Consider the following 23,327-nt stretch of genomic DNA (forward strand, 5'->3'; position numbering starts at 1 on the left):
CTGTATAAGTGACAGATAAACGATTCGCCAACCGGTTTTTCATGTTCCTTTCACAAAAACCGGCATAACCTTAATTCCTATCGGTTCAGTGCTGGCCTTGCCCAACCTGCCGGGCAAATGGTGAAAAGTCAATCTATCCCCGACGTCATGCTTTTTTTGCCAAGTCATTGATGCAGGAACGATTTTCTGTGTCTACGCTGAGGTTGGATCCAACGTGTCTGTGAGTCCATCCTTTATTTTTTTTCAATGAGGTGCCCATGAGTCAGGCGTTTCTCCCCTTCTCTCGTCCGAGTATCGGCGATGAGGAAATAGCCGCTGTAGAGCAGGTGTTGCGCTCGGGCTGGATCACGACAGGGCCGAAAAACCAGGCACTCGAAGAGCAATTTGCGCAGTACGTCGGTTGCCGCCATGCGGTGGCCCTGTCTTCGGCAACTGGCGGGATGCACATTGCCCTGCTGGCGCTGGGCATTGGGCCGGGCGACGAAGTCATCACCCCGTCGCAGACCTGGGTCTCGACCGCCAACATGATTTCCCTGCTCGGCGCCAAACCGGTGTTCGTCGATGTCGACCGCGACACGCTGATGACCGACGCTGCGCGCATCGAAGCGGCCATCACCCCGCGGACCAAGGCAATCATCCCGGTGCATTACGCCGGCGCCGCGTTCGATCTGGATCCGCTGTATGCCTTGGCCGACAAGCACGGCATCGCAGTCATCGAAGACACTGCGCATGCCGCCGGCACCCGCTACAAGGGGCGTCACGTCGGTTCGCGAGGCACGGCGATTTTCTCCTTCCACGCGATCAAGAACATGACCTGTGCCGAAGGCGCAATGTTCGTCACCGACGACGAAGCCCTGGCCAGCCGCGTGCGCATGCTCAAATTCCACGGCCTGGGCGTCGATGCCTATGACCGCCTGACCGGTGGCCGCAAGCCGCAGGCACAAGTGATGGAGCCGGGCTTCAAGTACAACCTGGCCGACATCAATGCCGCGATTGCCCTGGTGCAATTGCAACGTCTGGACGAAATCAACGCCCGCCGTACCGAACTGGCCAGCGCCTATCTGCAAAAATTCGAGGGCCTGCCGGTACAGCCATTGGCCCTGCCCGGCTATGCCCAGCAACACGCCTGGCACCTGTTCATCCTGCGCATCGACAGCGAGCGCTGCGGCATGGACCGCGAAACCTTCATGAAAGGCTTGCAGGATCAGGGCATCGGCACCGGTATTCACTTCATTGCCACCCACCTGCACACCTGGTACCGCCAGCGTGACCCCGACCTGTATCTGCCTAACACCGAATGGAACTCGGCGCGACTCTGCTCGATTCCGTTGTTCCCTGACATGACCGATCAAGACCTTGACCGTGTCGTCGGTGCCATCGCCACCCTTTTGGACAAACGCCCGTGAAACCCTATCCAATCCGATGTGTGTCGATCGTTATCCCGGTCTACAACGAACAGGACAGCCTGCCGGAACTGCTGCGCCGCACCGAAGCGGCGTGCCGGATGCTGCATCATGAATTTGAAATCGTCCTGGTGGACGACGGCAGTCGCGACGACTCCGCCCAGATGCTTGAAGAAGCGGCGACCCGCGTAGACAGCCCGTTCGTGGCGGTCATTCTCAACCGCAACTATGGCCAGCACGCGGCGATCATGGCCGGCTTCGAGCAGTGCAAGGGCGATGTCGTGATCACGATCGACGCCGACCTGCAGAACCCGCCGGAAGAAATCCCGCGCCTGGTCGCCGAGGCCGAAAAAGGCTACGACGTGGTCGGCACCGTGCGTGGCAATCGCCAGGACTCGGCGCTGCGCCGCTACCCGTCGAAGCTGATCAACCTCGCCGTGCAACGCTCCACCGGCGTCGCCATGAGCGACTACGGCTGCATGCTGCGCGCCTATCGCCGCACGATCATCGACGCGATGCTCGCTTGCCGTGAACGCAGCACGTTCATCCCGATCCTCGCCAACAGCTTCGCCCGCCACACCACCGAAATCGTTGTCGCCCACGCCGAGCGTGAACACGGCGATTCGAAATACAGCCCGATGCGCCTGATCAACCTGATGTTCGATTTGGTGACGTGCATGACCACCACACCGCTGCGTCTGCTGAGCATCGTCGGCTTCGGGATGGCAGGGTTGGGCGTGCTGTTCGCCATTGCGCTGATCGTGCTGCGCCTGGCGTTCGGCGCCGGCTGGGCGGGTGACGGCACGTTCGTCCTGTTCGCCGTACTGTTCGTGTTTACCGGTGGCCAGTTCATCGGCATGGGCCTGCTGGGTGAATACCTGGGTCGCATGTACAGCGACGTGCGCGCCCGCCCACGCTTCTTCATTGAAAAGGTGCTGCGCAGTCAGCCCGCCGATCCGGCCCCTGCGGTCACCGTTGATGGTCTCTCTTCTTCCCCTACTTCTTCCGATCAGGTTCTCTCATGAGTGCAAAAACTGTTGTCTTCGCCTACCACGATATTGGCTGCGCCGGCATTGAAGCCCTGCTCGACAGCGGCTATGACATTGCAGCAGTGTTCACTCACGCCGATGACCCGAAAGAAAACGCGTTCTACGCGTCGGTGGCGCAACTGTGCGCCAGCAAAGGCATCCCGGTGCACGCCCCGGAAGACGCCAACCACCCACTGTGGATCGAACGTATTGCCAAGCTGAACCCGGAATACATTTTCTCCTTCTACTATCGCAACCTGCTGAGCGAAGCACTGCTGGCCACCGCCAAAAAAGGCGCGTTCAACCTGCACGGCTCGCTGCTGCCACGCTACCGCGGTCGCGCACCGGCGAACTGGGTGCTGGTCAACGGTGAAACCGAAACCGGCGTTACCCTGCACCGCATGGTCAAACGCGCTGATGCCGGCGCCATTGTGGCCCAGCAACGCGTAGCCATCGAGCGCAGCGACACCGGTCTGACCCTGCACGCCAAACTGCGCACTGCCGCCAGCGATCTGCTGCGCGACACCCTGCCGAACATGCTGCAAGGCAAGATCACCGAAACTCCGCAGGACGAGTCCAAAGCGACCGTGTTCGGTCGTCGCACTCCGGCGGACGGCAAACTGGTCTGGGCCAAACCGGCTGAAGAGCTGTTCAACCTGGTGCGTGCCGTGACCCGTCCGTACCCGGGCGCCTTCTGCGCCGTGGGCGAGCACAAGCTGATCGTCTGGAGCGCCGAAGTCGTCAAGGGCAACGAAGGTCAGGCCCCTGGCCGTGTGATCAGCGTCGATCCACTGCGCATTGCCTGCGGTGAAGACTCGCTGGTAGTCACTGCCGGTCAGCGCAACGACAACGGTCTGTACCTGAGTGGCCCGCAACTGGCCAACGAACTGGGTCTGGTTGACGGCTCGCTGTTGCGCGGTGCCGAGTCCGGTCGTGCGCCACGTCGCACCCGCGTACTGATCCTCGGCGTCAACGGTTTCATCGGTAACCACCTGTCTGAGCGCCTGCTGCGTGACGACCGTTACGATGTCTACGGTCTGGACATCGGCTCCAACGCCATCGAGCGTCTGCGCAGCCACCCGAACTTCCACTTCGTCGAAGGCGACATCAGCATTCACTCCGAGTGGATCGAATACCACATCAAGAAGTGCGACGTGGTTCTGCCGCTGGTGGCCATCGCCACTCCGATCGAATACACCCGCAACCCGTTGCGCGTATTCGAACTGGACTTCGAAGAGAACCTGAAACTGGTTCGCTACTGCGTCAAGTACAACAAGCGCGTGATCTTCCCGTCGACCTCCGAAGTCTATGGCATGTGCCAGGACAAGAACTTCGACGAAGACACCTCGAACCTGATCGTTGGCCCGATCAACAAGCAGCGCTGGATCTACTCCGTATCCAAGCAACTGCTGGACCGCGTGATCTGGGCTTACGGCGCCAAAGGCCTGAACTTCACCCTGTTCCGTCCGTTCAACTGGATGGGCCCGCGTCTGGACCGTCTGGATTCGGCCCGTATCGGCAGCTCCCGCGCCATCACCCAGCTGATCCTCAACCTGGTGGAAGGCACGCCGATCCGTCTGTTCGACGGTGGCGAGCAGAAGCGCTGCTTCACCGACATCGCTGACGGCATCGAAGCTCTGGCCCGCATCGTCGATAACGAAAACGATGCCTGCAACGGCCAGATCATCAACATCGGCAACCCGGACAACGAAGCCAGCATCCGTCAGTTGGGCGAAGAGCTGCTGCGTCAGTTCGAAGCGCACCCGCTGCGCCACAACTTCCCTCCGTTCGCCGGTTTCCGCGACGTGGAAAGCAAGGCGTTCTACGGTGCCGGCTATCAGGACGTGGAACACCGCAAGCCAAGCATCGCCAACGCCAAGCGCCTGCTGAACTGGGAACCGACCGTGGAGATGAGCGAAACCATCGGCAACACCCTGGACTTCTTCCTGCGTGAAGCCATGCTCGAAATCGCGGACAAGAAGTAATGCAGGCAGGACTTCGTATCGATGTCGACACCTACCGCGGCACCCGTGAAGGTGTGCCGCGACTGTTGGAGATGCTCGACGAGGCTCAGGTCAAGGCAACGTTTTTCTTCAGTGTCGGCCCGGACAACATGGGCCGGCATCTGTGGCGCCTGATCCGCCCGCAGTTCCTCTGGAAAATGCTGCGCTCCAACGCCGCCGGCCTGTACGGCTGGGACATTCTGCTGGCCGGCACTGCCTGGCCGGGCAAACCGATTGGCCGGGATCTCGGGCACCTGATGCGTCAGGCCCGGGACGCCGGTCATGAGGTCGGCCTGCACGCCTGGGATCACCACGGCTGGCAAGCCAATGCCGGGCGCTGGAGCCAGGCGCAACTGATCGAGCAGATTCGTCAGGGCGTCGACACGTTGAGCGATATCCTCGGGGCGAAGATCGAGTGTTCGGCCTCCGCCGGCTGGCGTGCGGACGAACGGGTGATCGAAGCCAAGCAGGCCTTCGGCTTTCGCTACAACAGCGATTGCCGCGGGCAAAGCCTGTTCCGTCCGCTGCTGGCGGACGGCACACCGGGCACGCCGCAGGTTCCGGTGGACTTGCCGACCTTCGATGAAGTGGTCGGCCCGCACGTGGCGGCGAAGGACTTCAACGCCTTCATCCTCGACCGGTTCCGGCCGCAGGCACTCAACGTCTATACCATTCATGCCGAAGTAGAAGGGATTCTGATGGCTCAGGACTTTCGTCAATTGCTGGTCGATGCTCGCCAGCGCAGTATTGACTTCCAACCCTTGGGCAACCTGTTGCCCGAGTATTTCAACTCCTTGCCCGTGGGTCGCGTGCAACGCGGTGCGCTCGAAGGCCGTGAAGGCTGGCTGGGAGTGCAAGGCGCATGACCAGACGCTGGGCACTGCCGCTGTTGATCGGGCTCTGTCTGCTGGCCTATCTGTTGCCGTTGAGCACACATGGCCTGTGGATCCCCGACGAAACCCGTTACGCACAGATCAGCCAGGACATGCTGCTGAGCGGCAACTGGGTCTCGCCGCATTTCATGGGGCTGCGTTATTTCGAGAAACCGATTGCCGGTTACTGGATGATCGCCATCGGCCAGGAATTGTTCGGGCAGAATCTGTTCGGCGTGCGTTTCGCGTCGGCCCTGAGCACGGCCTTGAGTATGCTGCTGGCCTACCTGATCGCGCGCCGGATGTGGAACGATCCGCGCAAGAGTTTCGTCTGCGCCCTGCTCTACATGAGCTTCACCGTCGTTGCCGGTCAGGCCGGGTACGCCAACCTCGATCCGCAGTTCACCTTCTGGGTCAACCTGAGTCTGGTGGCGCTGTGGTTTGCGCTCGACAGCAAAAGCACCGGCCAACGTCTGGGGGCCTGGGCTGTGCTGGGACTGGCCTGCGGCATGGGGTTCATGACCAAGGGTTTTCTCGCCTGGTTGTTACCGGTGCTGATCGCGTTGCCGTGGATGCTCTGGCAGAAACGCTGGCGCCAACTGCTGGTGTTCGGTCCGGTGGCCATCGCCATCGCGATCGTCGTCAGCTTGCCGTGGGCACTGGCGGTGCATGCGCAGGAACCGGATTACTGGCGGTTCTTCTTCTGGCACGAACACATTCGCCGCTTTGCCGGCGACGATGCGCAGCACGATGCGCCGTGGTGGTTCTACTTGCCGCTGCTGGTGGCCTTCAGTCTGCCGTGGGTCGGCCTGCTGCCAAGCGCTTTCCGGCAAGCCTGGCAAACCCGGGCCCAGCCGAAGATGGTCTTTCTGCTGTTGTGGCTGTTGCTGCCACTGGGCTTTTTCAGCCTGAGCAATGGCAAGCTGCCGACCTATATCCTGCCGTGCCTGTTGCCGATGGCGTTGCTGCTGGGCAATGCGCTGGCTGATCGCTTGCGGCTGGAGCAAGGCCGGGCACTGGGGATCAATGGCCTGCTGAATCTGCTGCTGGGCGTGGTCCTGCTGATCGCACTGGTTTACCTGCAATTGAAAAAACCGGTGTACGACCACGAACTGCACAGCATGGTGCTGGTGTTCATCGCCCTGATCGGCTGGATCATCGCCAACCTCGCGCAAGCGTTCCTGCCGCTGCAATGCTGGGCGGCACCGGCACTGGGCAGCCTGTTACTGGCGGGGGTGCTGCCGGCTGCGTTGCCCAAGTCGGTGGTGGCCAACAAAACCCCGGATCAGTTCATCCGGCATCACGTCACTGAACTGTCCGGCACCACGCATTTGCTGAGCAACGACCTGGGCGCTGCAGCAGCCTTGGCCTGGCGCCTGAAAACGCCGCAGGTCGCGCTGTACAACACGGTCGGCGAACTCAAGTACGGACTTTCCTATCCTGAAGGCGCCGAACGCCGGCTCACCAAAGAAACCGTTCAACAATGGGTCCGCGAAGCCCGCCGCACCGGATCGGTCGGCGTACTGATGCGCGTCAAGGGTCAGAGCGAGCTGGAAGAGCTCGACCTGCTGCCCAAGGACGGCACCCGTTACGAATCGGGCAATCTGGTGATTATGGTCCTGCCCAAGGTCGCGTCATGAGTTGGCTGCTGTTACTGACGGCGTGTCTACTGACGTGCCTGGGGCAAGTGGCGCAGAAATTCGCCGTGGAAAGCTGGCGTGGCGTCGAGTCGTCCTGGGCCGACAAACTGCGTTCGCCATGGTTGTGGCTGGCGCTGTTGGCCCTCGGCAGCGGGCTGCTGGTCTGGCTGCTGGTGTTGCAGCGCCTCGAAGTGGGCATCGCTTACCCGATGCTCAGCCTCAACTTTGTCCTGATCACCCTGATCGCCCGCTTCGTCTTTCGCGAGCCCATCGACCGCCGGCATTGGCTGGGCGTGGCGCTGGTGATCGGCGGCGTGGTGCTGCTGGGGCAACAGTCATGAACAAGGCACGCGGTATCGGCTTTGCCCTGGCCAGTGTGGGCCTCGTCAGCAGTGCCCAGTTGGGCATGCGCTGGAGCATGACGCGCCTGCCGCAACCGGAACAATGGCTGACGGCGCTGAGCGCCGGCAGTGTTGATCTGAGCGCATTGGCAGTGGTGATCGCGGCGATTTTCGCCTACGCCCTGTCGATGCTCTGCTGGCTCGCGGCGCTACGCGACCTGCCGTTGGGGCGGGCCTATTCGCTGTTAAGCATCAGCTACGCGCTGGTGTACCTGCTGGCGGCCAGTCTGCCGCTGTTCAACGAATCTTTCAGTTTCACTAAATCGCTGGGCGTGGCACTGGTCATGCTCGGAGTCATCACTATTAACTCTCGTCCGTCTCGTGCGCCCGAATTCAGGAGTGCTCCATGAAAATCACAGTATTTGGTAGCGGTTATGTGGGTCTGGTGCAGGCCGCCGTGTTGGCCGAAGTCGGTCACGACGTCGTGTGCATGGACATTGACCAGAAGAAAGTCGAACTGCTGCGCCAAGGCCACGTCAGCATTTTCGAACCGGGTCTGTCGAGCCTGGTGCGTGAAGGTCTGGACTCCGGTCGCCTGACGTTCACCGCCGATGAAAAACTCGCCGTGCAACACGGTCGCGTCGCGTTCATCGCCGTGGGCACACCGTCCAGCGAAGACGGCTCGGCCGACCTGAAATACGTGCTGTCGGTGGGTGACGCCGTGGCACGCCACCGTGAGCAGCCGCTGATTCTGGTGGAGAAATCCACCGTACCGGTCGGCACTGGCGACACCCTGCGTGCGCACATCCAGGCCGCGCTGGACGCCGCCGGCCGTGAACTGCAGTTCGATATCGTCTCCAACCCGGAATTCCTCAAGGAAGGTTCGGCGGTGTCCGACTGCCGTCGTCCCGACCGCATCGTCATCGGCTGTGAAGGTGACGAGGTACGCGATGTGATGCGCGACCTGTACTCGCCGTTCAACCGCAACCACGACCGCATCATGTTCATGGACCTGCGCAGCGCCGAGCTGACCAAGTACGCCGCCAACTGCATGCTGGCGACCAAGATCAGCTTCATCAACCAGATCGCCGAACTGGCCGAACACCTGGGCGCCGACATCGAGTCGGTACGTCAGGGCATCGGTGCCGATAGCCGCATCGGTTATCACTTCATCTACCCGGGCTGCGGCTACGGCGGTTCGTGCTTCCCCAAAGACATGCGCGCGCTGATCCACAGCGCCGAACAGGCACACTGCTCCAGCGACCTGCTGCAAGCGGTCGAGGCGATCAACGAGCGGCAGAAGCACAAGCTGTTCGACCGCATCAATGCGTTCTACAAAGGCGACCTGCGCGGCAAGACCTTCGCCCTGTGGGGCCTGGCGTTCAAACCGAACACCGACGACATGCGCGACGCACCGAGCCGCGTCCTGCTCGACTCGCTGTTTGCCGCCGGCGCCAGTGTTCGCGCGTTTGACCCGGAAGCGATGCAGGAAACCCAGCACCTGTACCCGAACGAAGAAAAACTGATGCTGATGGGCACCCCGGAATCAGTGCTGGCGGGTTCCGATGCGCTGATCATCTGCACCGAATGGCAACAGTTCAAGGCGCCGGATTTCGACCTGATCGAGCAACGCCTGAAAGCCCCGGTGATCTTCGACGGCCGCAACCTGTACGACGCCGACCGTCTGGCTCGCAATGGCTTCAAGTACTTCCCGATCGGCCGAGGCGATTCGCGCAAACTGCCGATCCCGCTGCAGCAGTGGTCCGCCACTGCGGACGTCGCTTGATTACGTTGTCGCCCGAGATTCGCCGACAGTCCCTGCTCGCAGGGCTGTTGGCGTTTTTATTGTGCATGGCCGGGGTCTACGGGCAGGCCCCTATCGGTTTCGATTCGCGGTTTGTGTTGTTCGCAAAGGAAATGCTGCGCCACGGGCCGACGGTCTTTCCCACGACGTATGGCCAGCCGTACGCGGATTATTCGGCGGTGTCGACGCTGTTTGTCTGGCTGCTGTCGCTACCGTTCGGGACGGTGAATGCCTTGACCGCGTGGGCACCGAGCGCGATGGCCGGCGCCGTGATCGTCACGTTGATGTATCGCTTGCTGGCGCCGTACTCGCGGCGCTGGGCGTTGATCAGTATCGCGTTGCTGATGTTGACCAGTGGCTTCGTGACCGAAGTGCGCGCGGTGTCGCAGGATCTGCTGCTGGCGGCGGTGGCGTTCGCGGTGTTTTACCTCGGTTATGCCCACGACCATTTCGCGGGTGGGCGCCGTTGGCCGCTGATTTTCGCTTTGCTGTTGCTCGGTTTCGGCATTCGCGGTCCCATCGGCCTGGTGGTGCCGACCGGCATGCTCTGCAGTTATTACCTGCTCAATCGACAGTGGTCGCGCCTGCTGGTGTTTGGTGTGCTGGCAGCGGTGTTGCTGGTGGCGTGCGTCGGTCTGCTGTTGTGGCTGGCCCGGGTCAGCGGCGGTCCGGGATTCATGCAGGACGTGATCCGCATGCAGTTCATGGGGCGCATGGACGGTAGCGAAGGGGTCAGCGGATCGCTGTATTACTTCACCAGTTCCTTCGGCAACTATGCGCTGGCCTACCCGTTGGCGTTATTGGCATTGGCGGCGTCATGGCTGGGCAAACCGCAGCAGCGCGGCCCCGCGTTGCGTCTGGTGCAGTATTGCGCGGCGGCCGGGTTGATCGTGATGGTCGGTTTGTCGATCCCGCAAGCGAAGAAAGCGCGGTATCTGCTGCCGATGTTGCCGATGGCGGCGATCATTGCGGCGTATCCGTTCCAAGTGGCAAATGGCTGGGTGTTTCGCGGGTTGCGCGGGTTGATGCTTGGCCTGTGGCTGCTGACGCCGGGTGTCCTGATGGTGCTGTTGTTCGTGGCGCGCCGGCGCTTTCCCGAGCAGTTGCAAGACGTCACTTTTGTTTTGATCGGCCTCGGTGCACTGCAACTGGTGGCGCTGTCACGGCTGTTGATGCCGCGTTGGCGCCCGGAAGTCCTGGCACTGACGGCGGTCCTGGCATTGTGGACGGTTTATGTCGCGGTATTTGAACCGGCCGAGCGGCGTCTGTACGACACGCAAACCTTCAGCCGTGACGCCTTCGCGCAGATTCAGCGCAATCCCGCGCCGGTGGTGCTGCACGGCATGGGCAAGGATGCGAAGGCGATCAAGTTCATGGTCAACCTCGAGCAGGACCTGCAACCGCAGTTCAGCGACAGCATCCAGCAACTCGAGGCGGTTCACGGCCCGGCGTGGCTGATGATGGATCGCAGCGATTTCCAGGCCCTGCAAGGCACGCCAATCGGTGAGTTAAAACCGGTACTGACTGGCAGCTTCGACAAAAACGACTACGTCCTGTTGTTCCTCAAGCCCTTGTAGGCATTGCCGAAGGCTGCGATCTTTTGCTGTTTAAGCATCAACAGCAAAAGATCGCCGCCAGTGGCAGCATCTGAAGGGATTTAGTGACCATGCATTTTGTTGTACGCCGGGCGCAGCAGCGTGATGCCGCCGCCCTCCCCGCCATCGAACGTTCGGCCGCCGAATTGTTTCGCATAGACCCTACCCTCGCCTGGCTGGCCGATGCCCCTGTGCCCGATGCCGAACAGCACTTACAGGCAATCCGCAGCGTTTTGGTATGGGTGGCCGAACACACTGATCGGCAACTTGGCGGTTTTCTGCGGGCGGTGGAAGTCGACAACCAACTGCACGTTGAGGAACTGTCCGTCAGCCAACACTTTCAGGGTCAGGGAATGGGTCGCAAGTTGCTGTTGATGGCCATTGAGTACGCCGCTGAGCAGCAACTTCGCGCCGTCACCCTGACAACATTTTCCGATCTGCCGTGGAACGCACCGTTTTATCAAAAAATCGGCTTTAGCCTGTTAACCCCGCAAGAAACACCGGCGCATCTATTCGATGCGTTAAACAGCGAAGCAGCCCACGGATTGCCGATTGAACGGCGTTGCGCCATGCATCTTGAACTCAAACCGCAGCCTTGAGATCGACCCCCAACGCTTGGGCAAACGCCTTGACCAACGGACTGCGCACCGTGTTGTGACGCAGGATCAGATTGAACGGCGTAACGATGTGAATGCGCTGTGGCAGCACCGCACGAAACTCTCCGGCCGCGACCAGTGTTGCAGCGTAATGCTCGGGCAGAAAACCCACGAAACGGCCGGTCTTGATCAGCAATGCCACGGCCTCGACCTGAGTGGCAGAGGCGGAAAAACTGTCATAGCGCGCATAGTTGAGCTTATCGCGGTGGATCGCATAGCGGTGGTTGATGCACTCGTAATCCTGCAGCACATTGCCGCTCATTTGCGTCTCGGGCATATCGAACAGCGGATGACCGAGCGCACAGTAAACTTGCGAGCGTTCCTCATACAGCGAGTAATAATCAAACTCTTCACGGCGTTGATAAACCGGAACAATTCCAGCAACTAATCGACCTTCTACGACACCTCTTTCAATCTCATCCAGCTGCGACGCCTGAAGTTGAAATCTTACTTTTGGCGACTCTTCATTGATTTTCTTCAGCGCTGCAACTAACGGCGAACCAGGATCGCTGATCGTATTGTCGATAACGCCCACACCCAGATCACCAATAAGTTCGTTTTGTGCAGAACTAAGCCGGTCACGGAAGTTGTCGACAGAGGCAAATAGATCAATTGACGCCTGATACACCAGGCGCCCTTCTTCGGTGAGGTGAAACCCCTCGCGCCCACGGGTACACAAACGCATACCAATACGGATTTCCAGATCGGAGATCTGCTTGCTGATGGCCGCCAGGCCCACATTCAGCTCGTTCTGCGCGGCGCTGAAGCCTCCAGCTTCGACCACGGCCTTGAACACCTTGAGCAGTTTGAAATCCAGTCCGCTGAGGGCCAGCGGTGCTCGGTGAGCCGTTTTGACCGGCGGGTTTCCGGAATTGGAAAGTGGGGTTTCCATAATGCTGATTTACCTCTGGCGCAATGTTCAACAATCTGTGTCCAACAACAAAAACATCGCCGACTAATAATAATGATCACAGAAAACACGGCTTGGCAACTGCCAGAAAATCCCGAACATCAGTGCCAACTGACTGTTCGCCAAACATTAAAAGCTGACACTTCGATCAGCTCTCGCGACATTGCAACTGCCCTCTTGAAAACTGTTTTGGCCTGAATCCGTCCGCTGATTGTTCAGCCGGAATTTGCAGGTCATGCACACCGATTTCAGTTCGCGTTACCGACGAGGAAAACAACCAATGTCTCAAACCACCGACCGTCTCTGGGGCGCCCGATTCAAAAGCGGCCCGTCCGCTGCCCTGGCGGCGTTGTCCCGTTGCCCTGAGCGCTATTTCCGTCTCACCCCGTACGACTTGGCCGGTTCCAAGGCGCATGCCGGTGAACTGCAGCGTGCCGGTCTGCTCACCGAGCAGGAAACCCGGACCATGCTCGCCGCGCTGGACGCCATCGGTGCAGACTTCCGCGCTGGCAGCATCGCCCCGACGCTGGACGACGAAGACGTTCACACCTTCATCGAACGCCTGCTGACCGAGCGCCTCGGCGCCTTGGGCGGCAAGCTGCGCGCCGGGCGCTCGCGCAACGACCAGACCGCCAACGATCTGCGTCTGTTCCTGCGTGACCATGTGCGCACCCTGGCCGTGGAAGTCCTCGCTCTGCAACAGGCGCTGGTCGACCAGGCCGAACAGCATGTCGAAAGCATCTGTCCCGGTTTTACGCACTTGCAGCAGGCGCAGCCGATCGTCTTCGCCCACCATTTGCTGGCCCACGCACAGTCGATGCTGCGTGATGTGCAACGGTTGGTGGACTGGGACGCCCGCACCTCGTTGTCGCCACTCGGTGCTGCCGCCATGGCCGGTTCCGCCATTGCTCGCCAGCCGCAGCAATCGGCAAAGGAAATGGGCTATGCCGGCGTCTGCGAGAACTCCATCGACGCCGTCGCCAGTCGCGATCACGTGGCCGAATTCCTGTTCATCGCCAGCATGCTGGGGATCAACATTTCACGTCTGGCCGAAGAGTTTTGCCTTTGGTCGTCGCGCCAGTTCCGCTGGGTTGATCTGGACGATGCCTACGCCACCGGCAGTTCGATCATGCCGCAGAAGAAAAACCCGGACATCGCCGAACTGGCGCGGGGCAAGGCCGGGCGCTTGATCGGCAATCTCACCGGTTTGCTCTCGACGCTCAAATCCCTGCCACTGTCGTACAACCGCGATCTGAGCGAAGACAAGAACGGCGTGCTCGACAGTGTCGACACCTTGCTGCTGGTGCTCCCGGCGATGGCCGGGATGGTCGCGACCATGACCGTCAACGTGGCAGAACTGCGGCGTCAGGCACCTCTCGGTTTCACACTCGCCACCGAAGTCGCCGACTGGCTGGCGATGCGCGGCGTGCCTTTCAAGGAAGCGCACGAAATCACCGGCGCGCTGGTGCAGGCCTGCGAGAAACATGGCATCGAATTATGGGAAGCCTCGCCGGCGCTGCTGACCGAGATCGATCCGCGCCTGACCGCTGATGTACGCGACAGCCTGACGCTGGAGGCCGCCATCGCTGCCCGTAGCGGTTGGGGCGGTACCGCGCCGCAACAGGTGCGCGAGCAGATCGGCCGCTTGAAAACCGCCCTCGCCGCGCAACAGCAGTGGACAGAAAACTACCAGGGCTTCCGCCTCTAACGGCCATGGCACATAACCTTGTGGGAGCGAGCTTGCTCGCGAATGCGGTGTGTCATTCAACCTCGATGTCGCCTGACACGGCCTATTCGCGAGCGAGCTCGCTCCCACAGTGATCGTGTTGGATTTGAAAGTACAGTTCGGAGAAACACCATGAGCCAGACTCAGGCAGAACGACTCCAGGCGGAGCGTAAACTGGCGGAAAACCAGTTCGATATCACCCAGTACCAGCATGTGCCACGGCGCTACTACGGGCGGATTTTTTTCGCCACGCTGATCGTCATCGCGATCATCGGCCTGGTGCGCGCCTTCGCCGAAGGCAAGATCGAATGGTCGTACATCGGCCAGTTCCTGACCTCCCAGGCGATCATGTGGGGCCTGTTCAACACCATCATCATGGCCGTCCTGGCGATGGCGCTGGGCATCGTGTTCGGGGTGATCACGGCGATCATGCGCATGTCGGCCAACCCGATCCTGCGCTACGTGGCGCTGACCTACACCTGGCTGTTTCGCGGTACGCCGCTGATTCTGCAACTGCTGCTGTGGTTCAACCTGGCGCTGATTTTCCCCACCATCGGCATTCCCGGGCTGTTCGAACTCGACACCGTGAGCCTGATGACCCCGTTCGTGGCAGCGCTGCTCGGCTTGAGCATCAACCAGGGCGCCTACACCGCTGAAGTGGTGCGCGCCGGCCTGCTGTCGGTGGACACCGGACAGTACGAAGCGGCCAAGTCGATCGGCATGCCGCGTCTGCAAGCGCTGCGCCGGATCATCCTGCCGCAGGCCATGCGCATCATTATTCCGCCGGTCGGCAACGAATTCATCGGCATGGTCAAGATGACCTCACTGGCGAGCGTGATCCAGTACTCGGAACTGCTCTACAACGCCCAGAACATTTACTACGCCAACGCCCGAGTGATGGAGCTGCTGATCGTTGCCGGTATCTGGTACCTGGCCACTGTCACCGTGCTGTCCTTTGGTCAAAGCCGTCTGGAGCGTCGCTTCGCTCGCGGCGCCGGCAAGCGTTCTTGAGGAATCGAACATGAGAAGCATCGTCAAGGCCGTCAGCCTGAACAAGTATTACGACCAGTACCACGCGCTCAAGGACATCAACATCGAAGTCGAGCAAGGCGAAGTGCTGTGCATCATCGGCCCGTCCGGCTCGGGCAAGAGCACCCTGCTGCGCTGCGTCAACCAGTTGGAAAAGATCGACAAGGGCGGCTTGTGGGTCGACGGCGAACTGGTCGGCTATCGGGTCGCAGGCAACAAACTGCACGAACTCAATGAGTCGCAGATTGCCCGCCAGCGCCTGGCGACCGGCATGGTGTTCCAGCGCTTCAACCTGTTTCCGCACATGACTGTGCTGCAGAACATCATCGAAGGCCCGTGCCAGGTGCTCAAGCGTTCGCCCAAGGAAGCCCACGAAGAAGCCTTGGAACTGCTGGCCCGCGTCGGCCTGGCCGACAAACGCAACAGCTACCCGATCGAACTTTCGGGTGGTCAGCAGCAACGAGTCGCCATCGCCAGGGCCCTGGCCATGCGCCCGAAACTGATGCTGTTCGATGAACCCACTTCGGCACTCGACCCGGAACTGGTCGGTGAGGTGCTGTCGGTGATGCGCGATCTGGCGCAGACCGGCATGACCATGATCGTCGTCACCCATGAACTGGGCTTCGCCCGCGAAGTTTCCAATCGCATGGTGTTCATGGACGGCGGGCAGATCGTGGAGGCTGGAAGCCCCGAAGAAATACTAATAAGTCCGCAAAACCCGCGCACCCAAAGCTTCATTTCTGCCGTTCGAACCTAAGCACCGATTGGTGCCACAACACTCATAAGAGAACGACCATGAAGAATTTCGTAATCCCCGCTGCACTCGCTTCTGTCATGTCTTGCGGTTTTGCCGTGGCCGCCGATCTGCCGGCCGGCATCAAGGAAAAAGGCGAGATCGTCGTGGCAATCATGCCGAACTATCCGCCGATGGACTTCAAGGACCCGGCCACCAACACCCTCACAGGCCTCGACTATGACCTGGGCAACGCGCTGGCCGAACGTCTGGGGGTGAAGATCAAATGGCAGGAAACCGGCTTCGAGCAAATGATCAATGCGCTGACCACCGACCGCGTCGACCTGGTGTTGTCGGGCATGACCGACACCGCCGAGCGCCAGGCCAGTGTGACCTTCGTCGACTACTTCACCAGCGGCCCGCAGTTCTACACCTTGCAGAAGAACACCGCGACCAACGAGATCATCGACCTGTGCGGCAAGAAAGTCGGCACCAGCCGTCGCACCACATTCCCGGCGGAAATCGCCGCGTGGAGCAAGGCCAACTGTGAGGCGGCCGGCAAACCGGCGATCAACGTGATCGGCACCGAAGGCTCGGCCGACGCCCGTGCGCAACTGCGCCAGAGCCGGATCGATGCGGCGATGCAGGGCAGCGAAACGCTGTCGTACCTCAAGACCCAGGAAAAGGACATGTACAAGACCGTCGGCCAGCCGATCTCGGTGCAGTTCACTGGCCTTGGCGTGAGCAAGAAAAAACCCGAGCTGAGCGCAGCGGTGAAAGTCGCGTTGCAGAGCATGGTCGATGACGGCAGCTACAACGCAATTCTGAAGAAGTGGGACCTGGAGCTGGGCGCGATCAAGGAAGTGACGATCAACGCCGGCCAGTAACACTTCGCCGCAGCTCCCTGCAGGAGCTGCCGCGGACTGCGATCTTTTGATCTTGGTCTTGAAAACACGATCAAAATCGCAGCCTGCGGTAGCTCCTGCAGGATTTGGCGTTCACCCATGAATAACGGAGCGCTGTGATGTCCTCCTTGCTTCAACCGGCCTGGCCCGAGCAGCACAAAGCCTGCCTCGCCCTGGCCTTCGACCTCGACGGCCCGACCGGCGATGCGATGCTCAACGGCTCGATCTGGCACAAGCCCGAATACTTTGGTTTCGGTGGTTATGGCCCTTACCGCGCCCTGCCCCGGCTGCTCGATCTGCTCGACGCCTTTAATATTCCGACCACGTTCTTCGTCCCGGCCTGGGTCGTGGAGAACTGGCCAACGCAGTGCCAGGCCATCGTCGAACGTGGCCATGAAGTGGCCTACCACGGTTACAAACACGAATCCTTCTACGCCCTGACGCTGGAACAACAGCAAGCCGTGATGGCGAAATCAAGGGACGTGTTCTGGCAACACCTGCACATCCGCGCCGAAGGCTTTCGCACACCGTCCGGCGACTGGCGCGCACAAACCCCGGCGATGCTCGCTGACGCCGGCGTCATCTATTCCAGCAGCATGCGCGGCGATGATCGTCCGTATCTGGTCAACGTCCCCGGTCACAGCACACCGCTGGTGGAAATCCCCGGTCGTTGGGAGATGGACGATTACGCCTCCCTCGCCTACACCCGCGCGCCGAATTTCCCGTCGGGACTGGATCGCACCGCCAGTTACGCACTGACCCTCGATAACTGGAAGCGTGAGTACGACGGCGCCATGGATGAAGGCCTGTGCCTGACCACCCTGTTTCACCCGAAAATCACCGGTAAACCGGGACGCATCCTGTTGCTGGAGCAACTTTTCGAACACATGCGCCAACGCGATGACGTGTGGTTTGCCACTTGCCGCGACGTCGCCCGCTGGTGGCTGAAGGAGCATCACCATGGCTGACTTCGCTGTTTTGCCCAACCAGGTCTGGCCCGAAGGCAAGCGCTGCGCAGTGGTCCTGACCGTCGATTACAACGACATCCACGGTATTTTGACTCAGGCCCCGGAAGTGGCCGGACGCGACAAGACCCTGTCGGTGTGGCGCTATGGCACGCAACGCGGCGTCGATCGTCTGCTCCGGTTGTTCGAGGAACTCGGGGTGACCAGCAGTTGGTTCGTCCCTGGTATCGTCGCCGAGGAAAACCCGCAGCACATTGCGGCGATCAAGGCTGGCGGCCATGAGATTGCCTGCGCCGGCTATCGCCATCTGGACTACGACCTTCTCGACCTTGCGACGCAAAGTGCCGAGGTCGCCAAGGGTTGTGCCGCGCTCCACGCATTGACCGGCGAACAGCCGAACGGTTTCCGCATTCCCGCCGGCAACGGCGCGCCAGGGTTTATCGAAGCGCTCAAGGGTCATGGCATACGCTGGTGCTCATCGTGGCGTGGCGACGACTTGCCGTTTGCTCATCCAACGGCCCCCGATGTCATCGAACTGCCGCTGCATTACGAACTGGAAGACGAGCCGTACTTCGCCTTCAACCTGAGCCCGGCGGTACCGCCGGCACAATCGCGTATCGCCTCCTACAGCCATACGCTGGATAACCTGCAGATGGACTTCGCCGGGTTCCACCGGTTCGGTCTGTGCTATGTGCTGCGCCTGCACCCGGAAATCATTGCCACGCCAGGACGGATCGGCGTGCTGCGCGAATTACTGCAAGGCATTCAAAAGCATGACGACGTGTGGATCGCCAGCGGCGCCGAGGTCGCTCAGTGGTGGGCGCAATCGGCGCAACAGGTGAGCGCCGATCATCCGGCATCGGTCTATGAGCGGCACTATCGGGACTACCTCGTATGACCCAGCGCATGCAGCGTCTGGCGCAGTTTTGCGTCGCGACACACTTCGACGATTTGCCACCGGCACTCGTCGAGCAAGCCAAGCGGCACATCCTCGACACCTTTGGCGCAGCGCTGGCCGGGGCGGACAGCGCCGTGGCGTTTCAGTCGCGGCGCGTGCTGGCAAGCGAGTCCGGTGCGGTGCCCGTCTGGGGCACTTCGTTTCGGGTCGGCGCGGGTCAGGCAGCGCTGCTCAATGGTATCGCCGCCCATGCGCTGGAACTGGACGACACCGGTGGTTGCGATCACTCCGGTGCGGTGGTGTTGCCGGCAATCATGGCTGCGCTTTCGTTGAGCGACAGGACCATCAGTGGTCGCGAGTTGATCACGGCCGTGGTGATCGGCTATGAAATCGGCCGGCGTGTACTGGAAGCCTGTGGCAGCTATTCGGCGCATAACGGCGCAGGCTGGCATTCGACCGCCACCTGCGGAGTGTTCGGCGCTGCGGCGGCGTGCTCGCGGATTCTGCGCCTGGATGTGCAGCAGACAGTGGCCGCGCTGGGCATCGCCGGCAGCTTCAGTGGCGGTCTGTGGGCGTTCATCCACGACGGCTCACAGAGTAAAAAACTGCACAGCGGTCGCGCCGCCGAAGGCGGATTGCTGGCGGCGCGGTTTGCCCGCGAGGGGATCAGCGGCCCCACGCTACTGTTCGATGAAGTCTGGGGTGGTTTTCTCAAGACCTTCGCAGGTGACAACGCGCGCCCTGACGCGCTGGACGCCGATCTGGGCGCGGTGTGGAAGCTCGCGCGTTGTTCGATCAAACCCTACGCGGCCTGTCGCGGAACGCATTCGGCCATCGACGCGCTTGGGTTGTTGCTGGCGCAACTGCAGGTCGGCGCTGATCAGGTCGAGGATGTACAGGTGCGCTTGTGCCCGTTCCTGCAAGACATGTGTGGCGGGCGCGATGTCGGCAGTCTGGCTGCAGCGCAAATGAGCCTGCCGTATGCGCTTGCGTCGCGGCTGGTGCATGGCCACTGTCGGCTGGAGGCCTACGACGAAGGGCCACGCCATGACCCACACATCGCCTGGTGGCTGGCGCGCATTCACCTTGAAGTCGATCCGCTACTGTCCGAGGATGGTGAGCCGTGGGTGACACTTCGAACCGTCGATGGACGCATGGCCAGCCTGTGTGTCGAGGTGCCGTTGGGCGCGCCGGGCAATCCGCTGAGTGATGCGGCACTGGAGGAGAAGTTTTTCAGCCTGGCGTTGCGGGTGTTACCGCGCGGGCAGGCTGACGGGTTGCTGGGCGCTGTGCGGCGACTGGAGAGCCTCGAATCTGTGGGCGATCTGGATCGGTGGCTGATGTAATGAGTGTGTCGCCTCGCGATGCAGCCGACTCGGTGCCCAGCCGATCACAAAAACAACTGAAATAAGGACATTCGCCCCACCGTGGCCACCTACTCGCTCGTTATCCGTCGCCTGATGATCGTCTCGCTGACCATCGTGGTCAGCCGCGCCATCACCAGTCCGCTGCTCACACTGTTCCTGAGCAACAAGCTCGGGCTAAACCAGCAGGACGTCGGTCTGCTCCTGGGTATCGCGGTGTTCATCGCGACCCTGCTCGCACTGTATGGCGGCTACATCATCGACCGCCTGGAAAAGCGCCGGTTGCTGATTCTCGCCATGCTTTCCAGCGCCGTGGGCTTTGTCCTGCTGACGTTCGCCCAAAACCTTTATCTGACCACCGTTACCCTGATCATCACCGAAACCGCCTCGGCGTTGTTCCTGATCGGCTCCAAGGCAATCCTCAGTGAAAACCTGCCTATGAGCCAACGGGCCAAGGCGTTCTCCCTGCGCTATACGCTGACCAACATCGGTTACGCCACCGGGCCGATGCTCGGCGTGGTGATTGCCGGGGTCTACCCTGTTGCGCCGTTCCTGATCGCCGCCGCGATTGCCTTCGCCAGTGTGTTTCTGATGAGCGGGATTCCCAGGGATTCCGGCCCGGTTACCGCCATCGGCCAACCGCAAAGCTTTCTGAAAACCCTGTTCACCCTGAAAAACGACCGCACGCTGATCATGTTCACCTGCGGTTGCCTGCTCAGCACCGTGGTGCACGGGCGCTTCACCCTGTACCTGTCGCAATACCTGCTGGTGGTCGAAGACTCGAAAAGTGCCCTGCAGACCATGGCCGCCCTGCTCGCCTGCAATGCCATCACGGTGATCCTGCTGCAATACCAGATCGGTCGCTTCCTCAGTCGCGAAAAGTTGCGCTACTGGATTGCTGCTGGCACCAGCCTGTTCATTCTTGGGTTGATCGGTTTCAGTCTGGCCAACAGCCTGCTCACCTGGTGCATCGCGATGTTCATCTTCACCCTGGGTGAAATGATCATTTACCCGTCGGAGTTCCTGTTCGTCGACACCCTGGCTCCGGAAGAATTGCGTGGCAGCTACTACGGCGCACAGAATCTGGCGGCTCTGGGCGGCGCGTTGAGTCCGGTGATCTGCGGATTCCTGCTGATGCACACTCCGGCGCCAACGATGTTCTATGCGCTGAGCGCGTTGACCGCAATGGGTGGACTGCTGTGCTTCATGAGCGGGAGACGCGTCGCTTTAACTCAAAAATAATGCACTGAAGCAGCATTTATATGAATTTGTCAGCATCGAGTTTGCACGGCACACTGTGCGCGTTCCTCCCCCAATAGTTGGAACGCTTCGAGGACTTTCCGGATTGCCGGACAGTCCTTTTTTTTGCCTCGAATTTGCTGAAAGGACCCGATTTAAATGCTCGCTCGCTGGTTGCCCGCTGCCATCAACACCCGCCCCACCGAATGGAGCCGCGCCGCCATCGGCATGGCGCTGGGCACCTTGTTCAGTGTGTGGGCGTGCAGTCAGGTGTTCGGCATCGAGGTCGCGTATCACCTGATCGGGCCGCTGGGCGCTTCAGCCGTGTTGCTATTTGCCGTGTCTTCCGGCGCCCTCGCACAGCCATGGTCGATCATCGGCGGCTACTTGTGCGCCAGCGTTGTCGCGCTGCTGGTGGCCCACGTCCTCGGCCGAACCCTCGGCAGCGCTTGCCTGGCGGCGGGCATGGCGTTGATCCTGATGTGCTGGCTGCGTTGCCTGCACCCACCGGCTGGTGCGCTCGCGCTGACGCTGGTGCTGGCCGATCCAGCCACCATCGCAATGGACTGGAAGGCCATGGAACCGGTGATGCTCGCCGCCGCGTGCATGCTGCTCAGCGCTCTGACCTACAACAACCTGACGCGCATCCGCTACCCGAAACGCCCGGCCGAACCAGCACCGGCAATGACGCCGGTCGATAGCCAGGCCATCACCGCCGCTGACTTGAAACTGGCATTGGCGGATATGGAAGCGTTTATCGACGTTACGCCTGAAGATCTCGAACAACTGATTCATGCCAGCGAACTGCACGCCAAGCGTCGTAGCATCGGTGAAGTCTTCACTCGATAACGACCTGAATCCTTGTGGCGAGGGAGCTTGCTCCAGCTCGGCTGCTCAGCAGAGGCAGCCCCATGGTGTTGAATAATGGGGCCGCTTCGCAGCCCGCCGCGAGCAAGCTCCCGCCACAAAGACAATCTTGCGCCTGCTGCAAAAACGCAAACTCCCCCTGCACATATCCCCGTTGTACACGGCAAATTTGCACTGTTACGATCCGCTAACGCTCGCGCGCGAGCTTCTCGAATAAAGACAATAAAAGCAGGGAGTTAGTGATGACTGCTCAGGCTTCATCCCCGCGGACACCGTCCATGGATGCCACGCAAAACGAAGTGCTGGCCGAGGTTCGCAACCACATCGGTCACCTGACCCTCAACCGCCCCGCCGGCCTCAACGCCATCACCCTCGACATGGTTCGCCAACTGCAACGGCAGCTCGACGCCTGGGCAACCGACAGCGATGTCCGCGCCGTGGTGCTGCGCGGCGCCGGTGAAAAAGCATTCTGCGCTGGCGGTGACATTCGTTCCCTTTACGACAGTTTCAAAAGCGGCGATACGCTGCACGAAGATTTCTTCGTCGAGGAATACGCCCTCGACCTGACGATTCATCACTACCGCAAACCGGTGCTGGCCTTGATGGACGGTTTCGTCCTCGGCGGCGGCATGGGCCTGGTGCAAGGCGCGGATCTGCGCGTGGTCACCGAGAAGAGCCGTCTGGCGATGCCGGAAGTGGCCATCGGTTATTTCCCGGATGTCGGCGGCAGTTACTTCCTGCCGCGCATCCCCGGTGAGCTGGGAATTTATCTGGGTGTCAGCGGCGTGCAGATCCGCGCGGCCGATGCGCTGTATTGCGGGCTGGCCGACTGGTATGTCGACAGCCGTAAACTGGCGAGCCTCGATGAACAGCTCGATCACCTGGAATGGCATGACACGCCGCTCAAGGACCTGCAAAGCCTGCTCGCAAAAAACGGCGTGCAGACCCTGGCCGATGCACCGCTGCAAAAACTGCGTCCGGTCATCGACCACTTCTTCGCTTTGCCCGATGTGCCGAGCATGGTCGAGCAACTGCGTGCAGTCACGGTTGCCGACAGCCACGAATGGGCAACCGCCACCGCGGACCTTCTGGAAACCCGTTCGCCGCTGGCCATGGCCGTGACGCTGGAGATGCTCCGTCGTGGCCGGCACTTGAGCCTGGAACACTGCTTCGCCCTCGAACTGCATCTGGATCGCCAGTGGTTCGAGCGCGGCGACCTGATCGAAGGCGTGCGCGCCTTGCTGATCGACAAAGACAAGACACCACGCTGGAACCCGCCGACCCTCGCTGCGCTGGACGCTGCGCATGTCGCGAGTTTCTTCCACGGGTTTGCTGAGAGCGGGAGCTGA

At 60.9% G+C, this 23,327-nt stretch carries 21 protein-coding genes; 20 read left to right on the forward strand and 1 reads right to left on the reverse strand.

What is annotated here, in order from left to right; genetic code table 11:
* Positions 1-257: 257 nt before the first annotated feature.
* The 10 genes from arnB (at position 258) to ACXX9E_RS20090 (ending at position 11,285) form a co-directional block, all read left to right on the forward strand.
* On the forward strand, positions 258-1,406 hold the full coding sequence (gene arnB, locus ACXX9E_RS20045; RefSeq protein WP_458556046.1) for a UDP-4-amino-4-deoxy-L-arabinose aminotransferase: 1,149 nt from the start codon (positions 258-260) through the stop codon (positions 1,404-1,406).
* Positions 1,403-2,428, forward strand: a complete 1,026-nt coding sequence (gene arnC / locus ACXX9E_RS20050) for an undecaprenyl-phosphate 4-deoxy-4-formamido-L-arabinose transferase (protein ID WP_422495800.1) — start codon at positions 1,403-1,405, stop codon at positions 2,426-2,428. Before arnB ends, arnC begins: the two co-directional genes overlap by 4 nt.
* Positions 2,425-4,416 (forward strand): bifunctional UDP-4-amino-4-deoxy-L-arabinose formyltransferase/UDP-glucuronic acid oxidase ArnA, encoded by a 1,992-nt coding sequence (gene arnA / locus ACXX9E_RS20055; RefSeq protein ID WP_458556047.1) that lies wholly within the window; start codon positions 2,425-2,427, stop codon positions 4,414-4,416. Before arnC ends, arnA begins: the two co-directional genes overlap by 4 nt.
* Positions 4,416-5,300 (forward strand): 4-deoxy-4-formamido-L-arabinose-phosphoundecaprenol deformylase, encoded by an 885-nt coding sequence (arnD, locus tag ACXX9E_RS20060; RefSeq protein ID WP_128616459.1) that lies wholly within the window; start codon positions 4,416-4,418, stop codon positions 5,298-5,300. The genes arnA and arnD overlap by 1 nt, the downstream gene beginning before the upstream one ends.
* Complete coding sequence (gene arnT / locus ACXX9E_RS20065; protein WP_422495802.1) at positions 5,297-6,946, forward strand: lipid IV(A) 4-amino-4-deoxy-L-arabinosyltransferase; 1,650 nt, start codon at positions 5,297-5,299, stop codon at positions 6,944-6,946. The genes arnD and arnT overlap by 4 nt, the downstream gene beginning before the upstream one ends.
* Complete coding sequence (gene arnE, locus ACXX9E_RS20070; protein WP_186745412.1) at positions 6,943-7,287, forward strand: 4-amino-4-deoxy-L-arabinose-phosphoundecaprenol flippase subunit ArnE; 345 nt, start codon at positions 6,943-6,945, stop codon at positions 7,285-7,287. The genes arnT and arnE overlap by 4 nt, the downstream gene beginning before the upstream one ends.
* Positions 7,284-7,697, forward strand: a complete 414-nt coding sequence (arnF, locus tag ACXX9E_RS20075) for a 4-amino-4-deoxy-L-arabinose-phosphoundecaprenol flippase subunit ArnF (RefSeq protein WP_458556048.1) — start codon at positions 7,284-7,286, stop codon at positions 7,695-7,697. The genes arnE and arnF overlap by 4 nt, the downstream gene beginning before the upstream one ends.
* Positions 7,694-9,073, forward strand: a complete 1,380-nt coding sequence (locus ACXX9E_RS20080; protein ID WP_458556049.1) for a UDP-glucose dehydrogenase family protein — start codon at positions 7,694-7,696, stop codon at positions 9,071-9,073. Before arnF ends, ACXX9E_RS20080 begins: the two co-directional genes overlap by 4 nt.
* A complete protein-coding gene (locus tag ACXX9E_RS20085) occupies positions 9,070-10,668 on the forward strand; it encodes an ArnT family glycosyltransferase (RefSeq protein WP_458556050.1) in 1,599 nt (532 codons plus the stop codon). The genes ACXX9E_RS20080 and ACXX9E_RS20085 overlap by 4 nt, the downstream gene beginning before the upstream one ends.
* 89 nt (positions 10,669-10,757) lie before the next feature.
* On the forward strand, positions 10,758-11,285 hold the full coding sequence (locus tag ACXX9E_RS20090; protein WP_458556051.1) for a GNAT family N-acetyltransferase: 528 nt from the start codon (positions 10,758-10,760) through the stop codon (positions 11,283-11,285).
* Here the strand turns inward: ACXX9E_RS20090 and ACXX9E_RS20095 are convergent.
* On the reverse strand, positions 11,269-12,234 hold the full coding sequence (locus tag ACXX9E_RS20095; protein ID WP_123468866.1) for a LysR family transcriptional regulator: 966 nt from the start codon (positions 12,232-12,234) through the stop codon (positions 11,269-11,271). The two genes, ACXX9E_RS20090 and ACXX9E_RS20095, sit on opposite strands and share 17 nt — an antisense overlap.
* A gap of 298 nt (positions 12,235-12,532) precedes the next feature.
* Between ACXX9E_RS20095 and argH the strand changes: the two genes are divergently transcribed.
* The 10 genes from argH to ACXX9E_RS20145 all read left to right on the forward strand — a co-directional run bounded on the left by argH (position 12,533) and on the right by ACXX9E_RS20145 (position 23,327).
* Entirely contained in the window at positions 12,533-13,960 is a 1,428-nt protein-coding gene (gene argH, locus ACXX9E_RS20100) for an argininosuccinate lyase (RefSeq protein WP_186745420.1), read from the forward strand.
* A 150-nt stretch (positions 13,961-14,110) separates the two neighbouring features.
* Complete coding sequence (locus ACXX9E_RS20105) at positions 14,111-14,989, forward strand: amino acid ABC transporter permease (protein WP_123468870.1); 879 nt, start codon at positions 14,111-14,113, stop codon at positions 14,987-14,989.
* A 10-nt stretch (positions 14,990-14,999) separates the two neighbouring features.
* Positions 15,000-15,764, forward strand: a complete 765-nt coding sequence (locus tag ACXX9E_RS20110; protein ID WP_123468872.1) for an amino acid ABC transporter ATP-binding protein — start codon at positions 15,000-15,002, stop codon at positions 15,762-15,764.
* A gap of 38 nt (positions 15,765-15,802) precedes the next feature.
* Positions 15,803-16,627: an ABC transporter substrate-binding protein gene (locus ACXX9E_RS20115; protein ID WP_458556052.1), complete on the forward strand. Its 825-nt coding sequence runs from the start codon at positions 15,803-15,805 to the stop codon at positions 16,625-16,627.
* Positions 16,628-16,764: 137 nt separating this feature from the next.
* A complete protein-coding gene (locus ACXX9E_RS20120) occupies positions 16,765-17,613 on the forward strand; it encodes a polysaccharide deacetylase family protein (protein ID WP_447807469.1) in 849 nt (282 codons plus the stop codon).
* A complete protein-coding gene (locus ACXX9E_RS20125; RefSeq protein WP_336346652.1) occupies positions 17,606-18,508 on the forward strand; it encodes a polysaccharide deacetylase family protein in 903 nt (300 codons plus the stop codon). Before ACXX9E_RS20120 ends, ACXX9E_RS20125 begins: the two co-directional genes overlap by 8 nt.
* Entirely contained in the window at positions 18,505-19,854 is a 1,350-nt protein-coding gene (locus tag ACXX9E_RS20130; protein WP_458556053.1) for an MmgE/PrpD family protein, read from the forward strand. The genes ACXX9E_RS20125 and ACXX9E_RS20130 overlap by 4 nt, the downstream gene beginning before the upstream one ends.
* An 81-nt stretch (positions 19,855-19,935) precedes the next feature.
* A complete protein-coding gene (locus ACXX9E_RS20135) occupies positions 19,936-21,114 on the forward strand; it encodes an MFS transporter (RefSeq protein WP_123468882.1) in 1,179 nt (392 codons plus the stop codon).
* A gap of 156 nt (positions 21,115-21,270) precedes the next feature.
* Positions 21,271-21,960 (forward strand): HPP family protein, encoded by a 690-nt coding sequence (locus tag ACXX9E_RS20140; protein ID WP_458556054.1) that lies wholly within the window; start codon positions 21,271-21,273, stop codon positions 21,958-21,960.
* A 260-nt stretch (positions 21,961-22,220) separates the two neighbouring features.
* A complete protein-coding gene (locus ACXX9E_RS20145; protein ID WP_123468886.1) occupies positions 22,221-23,327 on the forward strand; it encodes an enoyl-CoA hydratase/isomerase family protein in 1,107 nt (368 codons plus the stop codon).

This window comes from Pseudomonas sp. GNP014 (genome assembly GCF_054344005.1).

Excerpts from the sequence above, each read along its gene's own strand:
- ACXX9E_RS20115 (WP_458556052.1), top strand. The coding sequence starts at position 15,803 with ATGAAGAATTTCGTAATCCCCGCTGCACTCGCTTCTGTCATGTCTTGC.
- ACXX9E_RS20090 (WP_458556051.1), top strand. The coding sequence starts at position 10,758 with ATGCATTTTGTTGTACGCCGGGCGCAGCAGCGTGATGCCGCCGCCCTC.
- arnF (WP_458556048.1), top strand. The coding sequence starts at position 7,284 with ATGAACAAGGCACGCGGTATCGGCTTTGCCCTGGCCAGTGTGGGCCTC.
- ACXX9E_RS20120 (WP_447807469.1), top strand. The coding sequence starts at position 16,765 with ATGTCCTCCTTGCTTCAACCGGCCTGGCCCGAGCAGCACAAAGCCTGC.
- ACXX9E_RS20095 (WP_123468866.1), bottom strand. The coding sequence starts at position 12,234 with ATGGAAACCCCACTTTCCAATTCCGGAAACCCGCCGGTCAAAACGGCT.
- arnA (WP_458556047.1), top strand. The coding sequence starts at position 2,425 with ATGAGTGCAAAAACTGTTGTCTTCGCCTACCACGATATTGGCTGCGCC.
- ACXX9E_RS20080 (WP_458556049.1), top strand. The coding sequence starts at position 7,694 with ATGAAAATCACAGTATTTGGTAGCGGTTATGTGGGTCTGGTGCAGGCC.
- arnD (WP_128616459.1), top strand. The coding sequence starts at position 4,416 with ATGCAGGCAGGACTTCGTATCGATGTCGACACCTACCGCGGCACCCGT.
- ACXX9E_RS20145 (WP_123468886.1), top strand. The coding sequence starts at position 22,221 with ATGACTGCTCAGGCTTCATCCCCGCGGACACCGTCCATGGATGCCACG.
- ACXX9E_RS20105 (WP_123468870.1), top strand. The coding sequence starts at position 14,111 with ATGAGCCAGACTCAGGCAGAACGACTCCAGGCGGAGCGTAAACTGGCG.
- ACXX9E_RS20130 (WP_458556053.1), top strand. The coding sequence starts at position 18,505 with ATGACCCAGCGCATGCAGCGTCTGGCGCAGTTTTGCGTCGCGACACAC.
- ACXX9E_RS20140 (WP_458556054.1), top strand. The coding sequence starts at position 21,271 with ATGCTCGCTCGCTGGTTGCCCGCTGCCATCAACACCCGCCCCACCGAA.
- ACXX9E_RS20110 (WP_123468872.1), top strand. The coding sequence starts at position 15,000 with ATGAGAAGCATCGTCAAGGCCGTCAGCCTGAACAAGTATTACGACCAG.
- arnT (WP_422495802.1), top strand. The coding sequence starts at position 5,297 with ATGACCAGACGCTGGGCACTGCCGCTGTTGATCGGGCTCTGTCTGCTG.
- ACXX9E_RS20125 (WP_336346652.1), top strand. The coding sequence starts at position 17,606 with ATGGCTGACTTCGCTGTTTTGCCCAACCAGGTCTGGCCCGAAGGCAAG.
- arnE (WP_186745412.1), top strand. The coding sequence starts at position 6,943 with ATGAGTTGGCTGCTGTTACTGACGGCGTGTCTACTGACGTGCCTGGGG.
- arnB (WP_458556046.1), top strand. The coding sequence starts at position 258 with ATGAGTCAGGCGTTTCTCCCCTTCTCTCGTCCGAGTATCGGCGATGAG.
- argH (WP_186745420.1), top strand. The coding sequence starts at position 12,533 with ATGTCTCAAACCACCGACCGTCTCTGGGGCGCCCGATTCAAAAGCGGC.